General features: G+C 58.8%; 14 protein-coding genes and 1 pseudogene. 8 read left to right on the forward strand and 7 right to left on the reverse strand.

From position 1 onward, the window contains the following. Positions 1–378: hypothetical protein (locus AAAB16_RS18070; protein WP_340664569.1), on the forward strand; the 378-nt coding region annotated here is incomplete at its 5' end. A gap of 86 nt (positions 379–464) precedes the next feature. On the opposite strand, the gene AAAB16_RS18075 is transcribed toward AAAB16_RS18070, so the two are convergent. Then, positions 465–1472: an NADP-dependent oxidoreductase gene (locus AAAB16_RS18075; protein WP_110618056.1), complete on the reverse strand. Its 1008-nt coding sequence runs from the start codon at positions 1470–1472 to the stop codon at positions 465–467. A gap of 235 nt (positions 1473–1707) precedes the next feature. On the opposite strand from AAAB16_RS18075, the gene AAAB16_RS18080 reads away from it, so the two are divergent. Then, a complete protein-coding gene (locus AAAB16_RS18080) occupies positions 1708–2469 on the forward strand; it encodes an SDR family oxidoreductase (protein ID WP_110618057.1) in 762 nt (253 codons plus the stop codon). Positions 2470–2892: 423 nt separating this feature from the next. On the opposite strand, the gene AAAB16_RS18085 is transcribed toward AAAB16_RS18080, so the two are convergent. Then, positions 2893–4173, reverse strand: a complete 1281-nt coding sequence (locus AAAB16_RS18085) for an OprD family porin (protein ID WP_340664570.1) — start codon at positions 4171–4173, stop codon at positions 2893–2895. 759 nt (positions 4174–4932) lie between these two features. Between AAAB16_RS18085 and AAAB16_RS18090 the strand changes: the two genes are divergently transcribed. Continuing rightward, the gene (locus AAAB16_RS18090; RefSeq protein WP_340664571.1) at positions 4933–6906 is read left to right on the forward strand and encodes a methyl-accepting chemotaxis protein; all 1974 of its coding nucleotides are present in this window, start codon (positions 4933–4935) and stop codon (positions 6904–6906) included. Between the two features lie 175 nt (positions 6907–7081). On the opposite strand, the gene AAAB16_RS18095 is transcribed toward AAAB16_RS18090, so the two are convergent. From AAAB16_RS18095 to AAAB16_RS18105, 3 genes are all read right to left on the reverse strand, one after another. Continuing rightward, positions 7082–8281, reverse strand: coding sequence for a benzoate/H(+) symporter BenE family transporter (locus AAAB16_RS18095; RefSeq protein ID WP_340664572.1), 1200 nt, complete (start codon positions 8279–8281; stop codon positions 7082–7084). Further along, complete coding sequence (locus tag AAAB16_RS18100) at positions 8282–8884, reverse strand: LysE family translocator (protein WP_340664573.1); 603 nt, start codon at positions 8882–8884, stop codon at positions 8282–8284. Between the two features lie 119 nt (positions 8885–9003). Then, positions 9004–9450 carry a MarR family transcriptional regulator gene (locus AAAB16_RS18105; RefSeq protein WP_340664574.1) on the reverse strand — a complete coding sequence of 149 codons (447 nt, stop codon included), beginning with the start codon at positions 9448–9450 and terminating at the stop codon, positions 9004–9006. Positions 9451–9547: 97 nt separating this feature from the next. Between AAAB16_RS18105 and AAAB16_RS18110 the strand changes: the two genes are divergently transcribed. Beyond that, entirely contained in the window at positions 9548–10714 is a 1167-nt protein-coding gene (locus tag AAAB16_RS18110; RefSeq protein WP_340664575.1) for a PLP-dependent aminotransferase family protein, read from the forward strand. Positions 10715–10747: 33 nt separating this feature from the next. After that, on the forward strand, positions 10748–11350 hold the full coding sequence (locus AAAB16_RS18115; RefSeq protein WP_340664576.1) for a glutathione S-transferase family protein: 603 nt from the start codon (positions 10748–10750) through the stop codon (positions 11348–11350). 72 nt (positions 11351–11422) lie between these two features. Here AAAB16_RS18115 and AAAB16_RS18120 read toward each other — a convergent pair whose 3' ends face one another. Further along, positions 11423–12616 (reverse strand): MFS transporter, encoded by a 1194-nt coding sequence (locus AAAB16_RS18120; protein WP_340664577.1) that lies wholly within the window; start codon positions 12614–12616, stop codon positions 11423–11425. Between the two features lie 107 nt (positions 12617–12723). On the opposite strand from AAAB16_RS18120, the gene AAAB16_RS18125 reads away from it, so the two are divergent. Then, positions 12724–13215, forward strand: a complete 492-nt coding sequence (locus AAAB16_RS18125) for a MarR family transcriptional regulator (protein ID WP_340664578.1) — start codon at positions 12724–12726, stop codon at positions 13213–13215. A gap of 13 nt (positions 13216–13228) precedes the next feature. Continuing rightward, positions 13229–13768 carry a DinB family protein gene (locus AAAB16_RS18130; RefSeq protein ID WP_340664579.1) on the forward strand — a complete coding sequence of 180 codons (540 nt, stop codon included), beginning with the start codon at positions 13229–13231 and terminating at the stop codon, positions 13766–13768. A 181-nt stretch (positions 13769–13949) separates the two neighbouring features. Here AAAB16_RS18130 and AAAB16_RS18135 read toward each other — a convergent pair whose 3' ends face one another. Continuing rightward, entirely contained in the window at positions 13950–14570 is a 621-nt protein-coding gene (locus AAAB16_RS18135; RefSeq protein ID WP_340664580.1) for a phosphoadenosine phosphosulfate reductase family protein, read from the reverse strand. 185 nt (positions 14571–14755) lie between these two features. On the opposite strand from AAAB16_RS18135, the pseudogene thrH reads away from it, so the two are divergent. After that, a pseudogene (thrH, locus tag AAAB16_RS18140) lies at positions 14756–14926 on the forward strand (bifunctional phosphoserine phosphatase/homoserine phosphotransferase ThrH); the annotation flags it as partial.

Consider the following 14926-nt stretch of genomic DNA (forward strand, 5'->3'; position numbering starts at 1 on the left):
AATAATAAGTTTAATCCTGGTGGGTATCTGTATGCAGTGCATCTGAGTGAAGGTGGTAAAAGGGTTGCTACAAGCTCTGAGGGGGGCGATATGAATGAAGTTGCTGCGCCGTATATCCGCCCTCAAGATATTGTTTTTGGAATTGGCCCTTTATTTCTTCAGCTGGGTACCGACTACCGTTTGGCTGGCGGGCAGTTGTTCTTGAATCCGGATGCTGGCACAAGTGTCGACGTTGCTCAGCAAGCATTTGAAAAAACCAAGTACTTGATCGACTATGGGCACAGTGGGGCCAATGACATGGAGAAAAACATGTCTTTCAAAGAGCGTTACCAACAACGGGATATGTTGAAAAACGAGATACCTGATGGTGCTGAGTGATGGCGAGTATAGATAGTTATTGATACAGAAAATAAAAAGCCTGCCTGCGGACAAACGCAAGCAGGCTTTTTTATGCCCAGCAGTTTTTAACTAACCTTCAACACCAACTTGCCAAAGTTCTCGCCACTAAACAGCTTCAACAGCGTTTCGGGGAACGTTTCCAAGCCATCAACAATATCCTCCTTGCTCTTGAGCTTACCGGCCGCCATCCAGCCGCCCATTTCTTTGGCGGCGTCGGCGAATTGGCTGGCGTAGTCCATCACTACAAAGCCTTCCATGCGCGCGCGGTTGACCAAAAGGGACAGGTAGTTGGCTGGGCCTTTGACGTTTTCTTTGTTGTTGTATTGGCTGATGGCGCCGCAGATAACGATGCGGGCTTTGGGCGCGATACGGGTGAGTACGGCGTCGAGGATGTCGCCGCCGACGTTGTCGAAGTACACGTCTACGCCTTTTGGGCATTCGCGTTTCAAGCCGGCATGCACGTCTTCGTTTTTGTAGTCGATTACGCCGTCAAAACCGAGTTCGTCTTTAAGCAGTTTGCATTTGTCGGCACCGCCGGCAATGCCGATGACGCGGCAGCCTTTGATTTTGGCGATCTGGCCGACCACGCTACCGACCGCGCCGGCTGCACCGGAAATCACAACGGTGTCGCCTTCTTTTGGCTGGCCGACGTCGAGAAAGGCGAAGTAGGCGGTCATGCCGGTCATGCCCAGGGCCGAGAGGTACAGCGGCAGTGGGGCGCGTTTGGGGTCGACGGCGTAGAAGCCTTTTGGCTCGCCCAGAAAGTAGTCCTGTACGCCGAGGGCGCCGTTAACGTAGCTGCCGACCGGGAATTTGTCGTTTTGTGAGGCGATGACTTTGCCCACGCCGAGGGCACGCATAACTTCGCCGATGCCAACTGGCGGGATATAGGATTTGGCGTCGTTCATCCAGCCACGCATGGCCGGGTCGAGGGACAGGTATTCGTTTTTCACCAAAATTTGCCCGGGGCCGGGTTCGCCCACCTGGGTTTCCACGTAGCTGAAGGTGTCGCGGCTCGGCAGGCCAACGGGGCGCTGGGCGAGCAGGAATTGACGGTTGAGTTGGGTGGTCATGGTTCAACACTCATGGCAGGGAAACAGTGGTGATAGACCGCTAGCAGCCCGAGGGCAAGGTTTGATCATTAGCGGAATGCAGGTTTATCCATCTGCTAAATGTCTGGGCGGGCGGCCTTATCACTGTGCTGGATAATTGTTCAGCGTGGCCTTAAATAGTGCTGACGCGCGTGCTACGCGGCTGGCTAGACTTGCGCCCCATAACAATTCGATACCACTAAAGAGGGATAGAGCGATGAGCATGACTTTCTCCGGCCAAGTTGCCCTGGTAACTGGCGCTGGCAATGGCATTGGCCGTGGCACCGCACAGGCGTTCGCGGCTGAAGGCCTGAAAGTAGTGGTGTCGGATGTGGATGTGGCCGGCGGTGAAGGCACTGTGGCGCTGATTCAACAGGCCGGTGGCGAGGCGACTTTTATTCGTTGCGACGTGACCAAAGACGCCGAAGTGCAGGCGCTGATGGCCGGTGTGATCGAGGCGTATGGCCGTCTGGATTACGCCTTTAACAATGCCGGTATCGAGATTGAAAAAGGCCGTGTGGCCGAAGGCACCGAGGCTGAGTTCGACGCGATCATGGGCGTGAACGTGAAGGGCGTGTGGCTGTGCATGAAGTACGAGTTGCCGTTGATCATGGCCCAAGGTGGTGGTGCGATTGTTAACACTGCTTCGGTGGCGGGCCTGGGTGCAGCGCCGAAGATGAGCATTTATGCAGCGTCCAAACATGCGGTGATCGGCTTGACCAAGTCGGCGGCGATTGAATACGCGAAAAAGAAAATCCGCGTTAACGCCGTGTGCCCGGCCGTGATCGATACCGATATGTACCGCCGCGCCCATGAAGCCGATCCGACCAAAGCCAATTTTGTTGCGGCCATGCACCCAGTCGGCCGTATCGGCAAGGTGGAAGAAATTGCCGCAGCGGTGATGTACCTGTGCAGCGATAACGCCGCCTTTACCACCGGCCATTCGTTGGCGGTGGATGGTGGTTCTACCGCGATTTGAGTTAGCCCCAGCGGTTGTAAAAAAGCGCCCGCCCTGGTTTTCCTGGGGCGGGCGTTTTGCGTTTTATCCACTCCCAACACCGTCATTCCCGCGCAGGCGGGAATCCAGGTGCCGCAGAGCCGAAGTAACGCCGTTCCGATAGCGCTGGAAGTTATCCCTCGTTGGCTCTCGCAAGGTTACCGTCACGATCTTTGTCACGCCGAGCATTCTGGATCCCCGCCTGCGCGGGGACGACGAGGCCAACGCAACTTCGTCCCTCATTCCCGCGCAGGCGGGAACCCAGGGGAGAGGTGGCGCCGGCAACGCGCGGGAGGCCCGCCTGTTCGGCAACGACAGTGTGTCATCCGTAGCAGAGGGCAAAAAAAGCCCGTCACAAGGACGGGCAAAAACGTGTTTTCACACGAGGAGTAAGTCGGCCCAGCGTTACAGCAGTGACAGCGGGTAGCTGATGAAGATGCGGTTTTCATCAAACTCGTTGGTGCTGTAGTCGCGGCGGATGCTTGCGTTGCGCCATTTGAAGTTCAGGCTCTTGAAGGTGCCGCTCTGTACGGTGTAGGCGAGCTCCGATTCGCGGCCCCATTCTTTGCCGTCGGTGATGGTGCCGGTGTGTACGTTGTCACCGCTGATATAGCGGTTCATCAGGGTCAGGCCCGGTACACCCACTGCGGCGAAGTTGTAGTCATGGCGCAACTGCCAGGATTTTTCCTTGGCCTGGTCGTAGCTGGAGTTGTAGCTGTCGTTGGCCAGGGTGCCGCCACTGGTGCCGTTAACGCGCATCCAGGCATTATCGCCGCTGACTTTCTGCAGGCCGACGTAGAAGATGCTGCCGCCGTATTTGGCCGAGAGCATGGCAAAGCCGGTTTTGTTGTCCAGGTCGCCGGCCAGCTGGCTGCCGTCTTCCTTGCCAATGAAGTAGCCAAGGTTGGCACCCAGGGTGACGTCACCGATGGGCTGGCTGTGCAGTACGTTGAAGTATTGCTGCTGATAGATGTCTTCCAGCTCGGCATACCAGACGCCAACGGTGGTGCGTTTTTCGTTGAAGGTGTATTCGCCACCGCCAAAGTTAAAGCGGTCGGAAAGCACGGCGGCACGGCCGTTCATGGACATGTCTTCCATGCTTGCATCGTTACGCGGGCTGTTCTGGCGGAACTGGCCGCCGTAGAGGGTCAGACCGTCGATTTCCTGCGAGGTAACCTGGCCGCCGCGGAAGGTTTGCGGCAGCGAGCGGCCGTCGTCGGAACGCAGAATCGGCAGCACCGGCATCCACTCACCGACCTTCAATTCCGTTTTCGACAGTTTGGCTTTGGCGGCGACTCCCAAGCGGCCGAAGTTGTCGGCGGGGCGGCCGTCGTCGTGAATCGGCAATAGCTGGCTGCCGCCGGTGCCTTTACCGCCATCCAGTTTTTGCGAGTACAGGCCCAGTACATCGATACCAAAGCCCACCGGGCCTGGGGTGTAGCCGGATTTCACGTCGAGAATAAAGTTCTGCGTCCACTCTTCGGCCTTGTTCTGCGGGTTCGCCGCGTTGGGGTAGGCCGGGTTGGTGAAGTTGCGGTTGAAGTAGGCGTTGCGCAGGTTCAGCGTGGCTTTGGTGTCTTCGAGAAAACCTTCGGCCTGGCTCAGCAGGGGCATGGCCAGGGCCATACTGCCGGCGCCCAACAGGGCGAGTGAACGAGTGCTACGTGATGCGGTGCGGGTGGTCATTGTTGTTGTGCTCCCTTTTTTTAAACAAGCCGTTCCCCTACTGGCCTGCGGTGGCCTGTATCACGCGGAGGAACGCGTTATGCCCTTGTGCCAGGGCGTCGGACTCAAACCGCAAACGCGGCTAAGCCGTTGCTGTGGGCTAGTGGCTAGCCGTCAGCGAATTCGATAGGGGTAGGGGGCCTGTGCAGGCGAGCAAACGAGGTGCCCGGCGTGGGGCGCAATAAGGGACAAGCAATGCGGCGAGTCGTCATGGCGTGGTCCTGCGTTTTTATTGTTATTGTCGTTATACGTTGTCGTACAACTTTGGCGGATTATCGACAGACGTCTGCGCCTTTGTCAACGCACTGTTAGACGAAAGTGCTAGACGATTAATTTCTTTTAGCTCAGTAACGACGCAGCTTATGACGTAGTTGTCGGGCTGCTTGGCGAGCCGTTCAGGTCGTTTATTTTTCCGCTGCGTGTAAGTGCTGTTGTGTGATGACTTATGCCTAAGCGCGCCGCAGCGCTTGGACTGGGGGGTTGGGCCACAGGGCGGTGTGGCCTGGCGCCTCTAAATGGCGCTTGCCCACCGCTCACGCGCTATGTGCAGGCACGCGTGGAAGGCTTGGCGTCAGTTTTTTGTTCTGAAAACGACGCTGGCATAGCTATTTGCCATGCCTTTAGGTAAAGCCGCTTGTGCAACGCCTGCGCGCGTCGCAACTTCGCACGAATCTTGTATGACAGATCCGTCTGTTGAGCATTCGATAGAGGACGTGCGCGATGATTTCCGCCTTGCAACGCAGTTTTGCCAACCTTGGCATGGCAAAAAAGCTAGGCAGTGGGTTTGGCCTGGTGCTCGTGCTTACCGCCGTAGTGGCGGCGATTGGGGTGACCTCGTTGCAGGTCATTAGCCAAGGCTTTGATAGCCTCAAACAGATGTCGGCGATCAACAGTGCGGTGCTGCGGGTGCGCTTGGATGAACAGGCGTTTTCCATCACTGGCGATGCCAAATCTGCCGACTCGCTGCGCAAGGGCGTGGAGGGCATTGCGGCGGCCACTGCCGCGCTAAAACAGCAGTCGCCGAGCAGCGCGGCGGCCATGGATGCGGTAGACCAGGCCTTGGCCACCTACCGCGCTTCGTTCGACCAATTTGTTGAGTTGGCCCTGGCCAAAGACCTGGCCTTGGAAATGGCCAGTTGGTCGGTTACCAGTGTGTCCAATAACCTCGACCTGCTGGCCGCCGGCCTAGCCGATGACGGCGCTTATGAACTGAAAGATTCCCAAGGCCAGAACGGCGCCGAATTTATCGAGCAGGCCGGCCAGGTCAGTCAGGTGTCGCGCCTGATGCTGCAAGCCATGAACGAAGCCCACGCCCGCTTGGCGCAGAGCCGCAAGGCGGCCGAAGGCGAGGCCATGGAGTCGACCAAAATCGCCCAGGCTGACGAAGCCCTGCAATTGGTTGAAACCCTTAAAGGTGCGGTAAAAGACGGCGGCTACGTCAGCGTGCTGAACGACGTCAGCACCAATATCACCTCCTTTAGCGCCAAGCTGGCCGAATACACCGACTTGCTCGCTAAAGAGCGCCAGGTTTACGGGCAAATGCGCGAGCGCGCTGAGCAGGTGATGGCCCAGGTCGACCAAGCCTATGCCGCACAGGACGCCGCCATGCAAGCCAAGCTCAAGGCTAACGCGGTGTTGATTTTGGGTTCCTCGGCCTTGGCCATTTTGGTCGGGCTGTGTGCCTCGTTGCTGATTACTCGGGCCATCGTCAAGCCGCTGCAAAGCGTTATTCACGTGGCCTCGCGCATCGCTGAGGGCGACCTGAGTACCCAGATTCAAGTGCGCGGCACCGATGAAGTTGGCCAACTGATGAGCGCCATGCAGCGTATGTCGGCGAGCCTGAGTAGCATGGTCGGTGGCTTGCAGGCAGGCATTAACCAGATCGCCACCTCGGCGCGCTCGCTGTCGGCAGTCACTGAACAAACCAACACCGAAGTGGCCAGCCAGAAAGAAGAGACTGAACAGGTTGCCACCGCCATGAACCAGATGACTGCCACCGTGCACGACGTGGCGCGCAATGCCGAGGAAGCGGCGGGGGCTGCAGAAACGGCGGACAGCAAAGTTGCCAATGGTCAGACCGTGGTACGCCAGACCCTGGCGCGCATTGAACAACTTTCGGCGTCGTCCAGCTCGGCGAGCGCCAGCATTCAGCACTTGAGCGGCGAAATTCACAACATCGTTTCCGTGTTGAGCGTGATCAAAAGTGTCGCCGAGCAAACCAACCTATTGGCTCTCAATGCCGCCATTGAAGCGGCGCGGGCGGGCGAGCAGGGCCGGGGCTTTGCCGTGGTGGCGGATGAAGTGCGGGCCTTGGCCAAGCGCACCCAGCAATCTACCGAAGAGATCGAACGGCTGGTCGGCACCTTGCAAAAAGGCGCGCAGAACTCGGTGACGCAAATTCAAAGCAGCACCGCGCTGGTTGAACTCACCGTGAGCGATGCGCTGGAAACCGAAAGTGCCTTGGGCAGTATTGCCGCAGCGGTGTCGGTAATTCACCAGATGAACCAGCAGATCGCCGCCGCGGCAGAAGAGCAAAGCTCGGTGGCCGAAGAGATCAACCGCAGCGTCACCAATATCCGCAGCAGCGCTGATCAGTCGTCCCTGGCCATGGAAGGCACGGCAGCCTCAAGTATTCAGCTGGCGAGCTTGAGCCAAGAATTGCAGGGGATGGTGGAGCATTTTCGCTTGGCGTGATCTGAGGTGTAGGTTGAGTGGCATACCGGTTGGTCTGAGGTAGGATGCGCTGTGCGCACCAATGCGTTCACTACAAGATCGCTTGGTGCGCATAGCACACCCTACGGGGGAGCGTGTTAGCGCGTAGGTTGGGTTGAGCGCAGCGAAGCCTAACGGGCCGGTCGACGCCGTATATTCAAGCCTTACGCCAGTTCAGGATCAACAAGGTCAACACCCCCGCGACAATCCCCCAAAACGCCGAGCCAATCGAAAACAAGCTAAAGCCCGAGGCGGTGACCATAAAGGTGATCAGCGCGGCTTCGCGTTCTTTTGGTTCGGCCATGGCGTTGGTCAGGCCGTTGATGATTGAGCCAAACAGCGCCAGCGCGGCGATCGATAACACCAGCTCTTTGGGCAGGGCGGCAAACAACGCCGCCAGGGTGGCGCCGAAAATCCCGGCAAAGCCGTAGAACACGCCACACCAAACAGCAGCGGTGTAGCGCTTGCTGTGGTCTTCGTGGGCATGCGGGCCGGTGCAGATGGCCGCGCTGATGGCGGCCAGGTTGATGCCATGGGAGCCAAACGGCGCCAGCAGCAGCGAGGCGATGCCAGTCACACTGATCAGCGGCGAGGCCGGCACGCTGTAGCCGTCGGCGCGCAGCACGGCAATGCCGGGCATGTTCTGCGAGGTCATCGCCACTACAAACAGTGGAATGCCGATGCTGATGGTGGCGGCCAGTGAGAAGCTTGGCGTGGTCCACACCGGCACCGCGAGCTGCAAGTGAAAGCCGCTGAAATCCAGCAAACCCATGCCGCCGGCCAACGTCGTACCTATCAGCAGGGCAGCGAGCACGGCATAGCGTGGTTGCAAGCGTTTCACCAGTAGGTAGGTGAACAGCATGGTGATCACCAGTGCCGTGCGGTGCTGGGCGGCGACGAAAATCTCGCTGCCGATCTTGAACAAAATGCCCGCCAGCAAAGCCGCCGCCAGCGAGCCGGGCAAGCGTTTGACCAGGCGCTCAAAGCTGCCGGTCAGGCCGCAAATAATCACCAGCACCGCACAGGTGATATAGGCGCCAATCGCCTCGCCATAACTGACATGCCCCAGGCTGGTAATCAGCAGTGCGGCGCCCGGCGTCGACCAGGCCACGGTGATTGGTGTGCGGTAGCGCAGCGACAAACCGATGCTGCAAATCGCCATGCCGATCGACAGCGCCCAGATCCACGACGAGATCTGCGCAGTGGTCAGCCCAGCGGCTTGGCCGGCCTGAAACATCAACACCAGGGAGCTGGTGTAGCCGGTCATCATGGCAATAAACCCGGCGACCACCGCCGAGGGCGAGCTATCGGCCAGTGGGCGCAGCGGTGGCAGGGTCGTGGTTTCTGGCAGGCCCATTTAGACGTCCTTGAGCAATGGATAGAGCGAGGCAACCAATAGCAGCGCCATGGTGATGTTGAATGCGCGTAGGGTGCGCGGGTTGCTAAGCCAGGTGCGCATCAGGCTGCCGGCGGCGGTCCACAGGCCAACACTGGGGCAGTTAATCAGCGCAAACAACAGGCCAATCAGCAGCACGCTGGCGACAAAGTTATCTTGGGAAACATAGGTGGTGATCGCTGTGACGGCCATCACCCAGGCTTTAGGGTTGACCCACTGAAACGCCGCCGCCTGGAGAAAGGTAAACGGCTTACCGTGGGCATCGCCATTACCTTCGGGGGCACTGGCGTGGGCGATTTTCCAGGCCAGATACAACAAGTAGGCAGCGCCGGCATAACGCAAGATGGTGTAAAGCAGCGGCACGCGTTTGAACAGTTCGCCCAAGCCAAACCCCACCACCATTACCATCACGCCAAAGCCAATACTGATGCCGAGCATGTGTGGCAGGCTGCGGCGCATGCCGAAATTCACTCCGGAGGCGAGCAGCATCATATTGTTCGGGCCGGGCGTCACTGACGAGACAAAGGCAAAGGCGATAAAGGCAAACAGCAGTTCGAGGCTCATAGGGCACCGCTCCAAGTAAGCGCTCAGCCTAAGCGCCCCGTGGGTTGGCGTCGCGATACAGCAATTGGCGCAAACGCCCATACAGTTTCATCTGTTTGGCCATTTACTGCCGACTGTGCTTACCCCTCGCTAGTGGCCTGCCGGGCCAACGCCTGGTTCACCGCAAACCAACCCGTCACCGCCTGCTCGCCGGTTTCGTCAAAAGCGCGGCGCAGCAGTTTTACCTGTTCGCGGCGCAGTGCCTGCTCCAGCTTGGCGCCTTCGGGGCTCATGCGCAGCAGGCGTTTGCGTTTGTCGTCGGTGGCGGCGTCGGCATGTACCAGGCCCATTTCCATTAGCTGACGCAGCGGCATGTTCAACGCTTGTTTGCTGACCCCCAGCACCGCCAGCAGGTCTTTTACGCTGATGCCGGGGCTGCGCCCGATAAAAAACAGAATGCGCTGGTGCACCCGGCTCAAGCCCCGGCGCGCGAGCATTTCATCGGCTTTAGCGGTAAATGCCTGATAGCCGAAGAAGAACGCTTCCATGGCATTTTGCTGAGTGGTTGAGTTTTTAAGGTCAAGCATATTGACGTTGTTGTCCGTATCGTCGTAGTTTCGGTTTGGCCGATTTCGGTCAATCAGTTTGACTTATTTTTCCCTGCCTTTGCTACCGGTGACTTGTATGGCCTTCTCCGAACGTATCAGCCGTCTTAAAAGCTCTTTGATCCGCGAAATTCTGGCGGCTGCCCAGCGTCCGGAAGTGATGTCCTTTGCCGGTGGCCTGCCTGCTGAACCAATGTTGCCAAAAGTGGAGTGGGCCGACATGCCCACCAGCATGGGCCAATACGGCATGAGCGAAGGTGAGCCGGCTCTGCGTGAAGCCATCGCCGCCGAGGCGCGCGCTCTGGGCATTGCCTGCGATGCTAGCCAAGTATTGATCGTCAGCGGCTCGCAACAAACCCTCGACCTGGCGTCGAAATTGTTTATCGACCCGGGCACCGACGTGTTGCTCGAAGCGCCGACCTACCTGGCCGCGCTGCAAGCCTTCCAATTGTTTGGCGCGAACTGCATCAGCGTGCCGCAAGAAGCCGATGGCCCGGAGCTGGTCGCCTTGCGCGCGCGCCTGGAACAGCACAAACCGGCCTTCGCTTATCTGATTCCAACCTTCCAGAACCCGTCGGCCGTGCGCTATAGCGAAGCCAAGCGCGATGCCGTGGCGGCCTTGCTCGACGAGTTCGGCGTTACCCTCATCGAAGACGAACCCTACCGCGAGCTGGTGTTCGACGCCGGCAGCGCCACGCCAATTGTTAGCCGCCTGAAAAAGGCCAGCTGGATCTACACCGGCACGGTGTCGAAAACCCTGCTGCCAGGTTTGCGCGTAGGCTTTTTGATCGCCACGCCAGACCTGTTCCCGCATCTGCTGCGCTTGAAGCAATCGGCCGACCTGCACACCAACCGCGTTGGCCAATGGCAGGCGCTGCAATGGCTGGGCAGCGAGAAATACAAAACTCACCTGGGCGAGCTGCGCGACTTCTACCGCGTGCGTCGCGATGCCATGCAGTTGTCGTTGCAAGAGCATTTCGCCGACCTGGCCGAATGGAACGTTCCGCAAGGCGGCTTATTCTTCTGGCTGACCCTCAAACAGCCGTTGGACACCCGCACCTTGCTCGACGCCGCGCTGGCGCAAAACGTGGCGTTTATGCCCGGTGAACCGTTCTTTGCCGAGCCGGAAAACAACCCAGGCTACCTGCGCCTGAACTTCAGCCATATTTCCCCGGATCGTTTGGGTGAAGGGCTGTCGCGCTTGGCTGCCGTTATTCGCCAGGCGCAATTGGAACAAGCTGCTTAAGTAAGAGATCACCCCGAATTACAGGAGGTTGCTATGTACAAGGTTTACGGCGATTACCTCTCCGGCAACTGCTACAAGGTTAAATTGATGCTGCACCTGCTCGGCAAAGAGTCGAAGTGGGTGCCGGTGGACATTCTCAAGGGCGAGACCCAGACCCCGGAATTTCTCGCCATGAATCCCAACGGCAAAATTCCGGTGCTGCAATTTGAAGACGGCACCTGCCTGTGGGAGTCCAACGCGATTCTGAATTTCCTCGCCGACGGCAGCGAGTTTTTGCCGACCGAACCGCGCCTGCGTACCCAGGTATTGCAGTGGCAGTTTTTCGAGCAATACAGCCATGAGCCGTACATTGCCGTGGCGCGCTTTATCAAGTTGTACGAGGGCTTGCCAGAAGAACGCCGCGCCGAATACGAGGCCACGCACAAGCGCGGTTACAAGGCGCTGAAGGTGATGGAGCAGCAGTTGAAGCTCACCGATTATTTGGTCGGCGATCACTATTCCATCGCCGATATTGCCCTGTATGCGTATACCCATGTGGCGCACGAGGGCGGCTTTGATTTGCAACCGTACCCCGCCGTGCGCGCCTGGCTGGCACGAGTAGCGAGCCATCCTAAGCATGTGGGAATGCTTGATTAAGCGTGCTGTTGCACGACCATGCCCCGTATCAAATGATACGGGGCATTTTTTATGGGCGACCTACTTAGGCTCTCATCTTTGATCGGCGTTGATACGCCCATAGCTGGCCGGCGAAAACCGCCAGCTCAGCGCAATCAGGCCAACAACCCCGACCGCCATCACCAGCCAGGCTTGCGACAGATCAGCAAACTGGTCGCGCAAAATACCCGCCAGCAATGGCATTACGCTGGCGATGATATAGCCGCCGCCTTGAACAAAACTGGCCAGCTCACCGGCGCGGGCAGGGTTGTCGACGTGATCCAGGGTCACGATTAACGACAGCGGAAACAACGCGCCAATTCCCAAGCCCAGCAGCAGGCTGGCGACCAGCGCAAGCGGTAGCGGCGCCACGATCAAGCAGACCAGCCCGGCCAGTAACATCGCCAACACCGTCAGCAGTGGTTTGCGGCGGTCGGGAAAGCGGCCGATCAATGCCGATACCGCCAGGCCGGCAATCACTTCGGTAACCGTCAACCCGCCGAGCAGAAAGCCTGCCGCTGCAGGTTGCCAACCCAGGCTGATATAAAACGGCGGCAGCCAGGCCAACACCAGCGTGTAAGCACCGGTACCTATGCCAAAGAACAGCATCAATTGCCACGCCCGCCCGTTGCGCCAGAACGCCGCCGCGTGCAGTTGCACGCTGGTAGGGAGCGGCGCAGCTTTTCTATCCAAAGCCACGGCCAGGTACCACAGCGGCACCGCCAGCGCCGCAGGCACTGCCCAAATGGCCAACGCCAGTGGCCAATCCCAAGCCTGTGCAAGTCCGGCGGCCGACGCTGCCGCAACCGCCGCGCCGCCCATAATTCCGGTGGTGTACAGCGCTAAAATTCGCCCAGCCTGAGTGCCAAAACAGCGCTTGATAAAAGCTGGTAGCAGGGTTTGCACCAAGGCAATGCCCATACCGGCAACGATGGCGGTGGCCAGTAAACCGCTGCTGCCGGTGGCGGTGTAACGAACGCCGCAGGCAATGGCGATCAGGGCAATGCCAGCCCCAATGCCATGCTGTTCACCCAGCCACTGGCGAATTCGCCCGCCCGCCAGCGCACAAACGCCCATTACCAACACCGGCAGGGTGGTGAGCAGGCTCGTTTGCGTGGAAGACATGCCGGTAGCGCCTTCGATCAAATCCAGCAGCGGACCGATTGCGGCCAAGGCTGGACGCAGGTTAAGGGCTAGGCCAACAACAGCCAGGACGACGAGAATTTGAGTGCGATGCTGTTTAGTCATTTTATCTCTTGGTAAAGTATCTCTATATCAAGATTAAATTTATTCGCCAATGCTATGCAAGGCGTTAGTATTAACTTCGCATCAAGAAACTTTATTTCGAGGGGCTGATGAACGATCGAGCACAGCAGGCAGAAGAAGAGTGGCGCCGCGAGCGCCCGGATATAGACGCTGGCGTTATGGCCACGGTAGGGCGTTTGCTGGAGGCGGCGCAGCTTATGGAGCGCGACAAACTCGCACCGCTAGCGGCGCAGTTTGGCCTGCAGAAGGGCGAGTTCGATGTGATCGCGACGCTGCGCCGTGCGGGCACGCCGTACCGGCTGATGCCAACCGAACTGTATGAAGGGTTGATGCTCTCGTCGGGCGCCATGACCAGCCGCCTTGACCGCCTGGAGCGCAGTGGTTTGATCGAGCGTTTGCCGTCACCCAGTGATCGCCGCAGTGTATTGGTGCAACTCACCCCGGCAGGCTTGGCCTTGATCGACAAAGTGCTGCCGCTGCATGTGGCCAACGAGCAGCAGGCCTTGGCCGTGCTGACGGCGCAAGAGCAGGGTCAACTCAACCAACTGCTGGCCAAGCTGATTAGCGGCTTGAGGTCATAAGGAGCACGCGCCGATGAGTAGCTGTGATCACGTGGTCTTGATGGCCGCCTATAACGCCGCCATGAACGGCAAGCTGTACAGCGCGGCAGCGAGCTTGCCGGCCGCCGAGTTGATGCGCGACCGCCAGGCCTTTTTCGGCTCGATTTTCGGCACGCTTAATCATCTGCTGGCAGGGGATATCGTCTGGCTGAAGCGCTTTAGCGAGCACCCGGCCGATTTCCCGGCATTGCGCGCCATGGCGTCCATAGCCAAGCCGGCAAACCTGCGGGATTTACTGCGTAAAGACTTGGCTGAGTTGCTTGAGCTGCGCTTGCAACTGGACAGCATCATCAGCGAATGGGCCGGGCAGGTGCGCGAGCCCGACTTGGCCCATGTGCTGCGCTACCAGAACTCCCAGGGTATTCAGCAGAAACGCTTCGGGCCGCTGACCGCGCACTTCTTCAACCACCAAACCCATCACCGCGGGCAAACCACCACGCTGCTGTTTCAGGCCGGTGTGGATGTGGGCTCGACGGATTTGCTCGATCACATCCCCAATCAGAACGCTATGTAGGCTGAGTCGGCCGGGTTCGCCGCGAGGTTATGGGTCGCCAGCCCTGTGGGTCCCCGCCTGCGCGGGGACGACGGAGGGTTTTACCGCTAACACCGTCATTCCCGCGAAGGCGGGAATCCATCAGCTGGCGATCCAGAATCTTCTGGCGTACGCAGTGGTGCGCACACCGTCCCCGGCTCAATTAGTGGCTGATATGCAGCCCGCACTCGCGGTTGTCTTCGCCTTTGGTGGGGTCGAAGTAGTCGAAGTTGTTCGGCAGGCCGTGTTTGGTCAGGTACTGGTACAGGTCTTTGGACGACCACTGCAGCAGCGGTGCGACTTTGATCAAGCCGTCCGGGTTGATGCTGATCGGTTCCATCTGCGCACGCACGGCGGTGTCGGTGGCGCGCAGGGCGGTGAACCAGACCTGCGGTGCGGTTTCACGCAGGGCGCGGGCGAAGGGTTCCAGTTTTACTTCTTCGGTAAAGGCTTCATGGCGCGGATCGTCCAAGCCTGGCACCGGGCCTTCTAACGCTTCGCGGTGGGCGCGGCTGCGTTTGGGCAGGTAGGTGATCAGGTTGAGGTTGAGCGCACGGGTTACTTCATCGGCGAACTTGTAGGTAGCTTCGGTGTTGTAGCCGTTGTCCATCCAAATGATCGGGATGTCCGGCTTTACCTGGCTGACCATATGCAAAATCACCGCTTCAAACGGGCGGAAGTTAGTGGTGCAAATGGCCGTCTTACCCAGGCCAAGTGCCCACTCCACCAGCTTTTCTGGCTGATTGGCGAATTCGGCGTTCAGCTTGTCCAGGTCGAGATCCATGATGGGCTCCAGGTCTATGGGGGCAGGGGGAGGGCGATGGTAGCAAAAACTGTCAGAGCCCTGCAGCGCGCCGTGGTGATAGGCACTATTAGCGCGAACAAAGAGGCTGCGCACCGCGCGTTGCGTGGCCGCAGGAGAGCCGCTAGAGTGCCGCCTTCTTTGTGAATCCTGTTTAGGAGTGCCCTGTGGAAATCGCCTGTCTCGACCTGGAAGGTGTGTTGGTTCCAGAAATCTGGATCGCCTTCGCCGAAAAAACCGGTATCGAAGCGCTTAAAGCCACCACCCGGGATATTCCGGACTACGACGTGCTGATGAAACAGCGCCTGCGCATCCTCGACGAACATGGCCTGAAACTG

Origin of the sequence: Pseudomonas sp., from assembly GCF_037994325.1 — a bacterium.
Taxonomy (GTDB): domain Bacteria; phylum Pseudomonadota; class Gammaproteobacteria; order Pseudomonadales; family Pseudomonadaceae; genus Aquipseudomonas.

Coding starts and splice junctions, on each gene's coding strand:
- AAAB16_RS18125 (WP_340664578.1), top strand. CDS start 12,724: ATGAACGATCGAGCACAGCAGGCAGAAGAAGAGTGGCGCCGCGAGCGC.
- AAAB16_RS18115 (WP_340664576.1), top strand. CDS start 10,748: ATGTACAAGGTTTACGGCGATTACCTCTCCGGCAACTGCTACAAGGTT.
- AAAB16_RS18095 (WP_340664572.1), bottom strand. CDS start 8,281: ATGGGCCTGCCAGAAACCACGACCCTGCCACCGCTGCGCCCACTGGCC.
- AAAB16_RS18090 (WP_340664571.1), top strand. CDS start 4,933: ATGATTTCCGCCTTGCAACGCAGTTTTGCCAACCTTGGCATGGCAAAA.
- AAAB16_RS18135 (WP_340664580.1), bottom strand. CDS start 14,570: ATGGATCTCGACCTGGACAAGCTGAACGCCGAATTCGCCAATCAGCCA.
- AAAB16_RS18130 (WP_340664579.1), top strand. CDS start 13,229: ATGAGTAGCTGTGATCACGTGGTCTTGATGGCCGCCTATAACGCCGCC.
- AAAB16_RS18085 (WP_340664570.1), bottom strand. CDS start 4,173: ATGACCACCCGCACCGCATCACGTAGCACTCGTTCACTCGCCCTGTTG.
- AAAB16_RS18075 (WP_110618056.1), bottom strand. CDS start 1,472: ATGACCACCCAACTCAACCGTCAATTCCTGCTCGCCCAGCGCCCCGTT.
- AAAB16_RS18120 (WP_340664577.1), bottom strand. CDS start 12,616: ATGACTAAACAGCATCGCACTCAAATTCTCGTCGTCCTGGCTGTTGTT.
- AAAB16_RS18110 (WP_340664575.1), top strand. CDS start 9,548: ATGGCCTTCTCCGAACGTATCAGCCGTCTTAAAAGCTCTTTGATCCGC.
- AAAB16_RS18080 (WP_110618057.1), top strand. CDS start 1,708: ATGAGCATGACTTTCTCCGGCCAAGTTGCCCTGGTAACTGGCGCTGGC.
- AAAB16_RS18105 (WP_340664574.1), bottom strand. CDS start 9,450: ATGCTTGACCTTAAAAACTCAACCACTCAGCAAAATGCCATGGAAGCG.
- AAAB16_RS18100 (WP_340664573.1), bottom strand. CDS start 8,884: ATGAGCCTCGAACTGCTGTTTGCCTTTATCGCCTTTGCCTTTGTCTCG.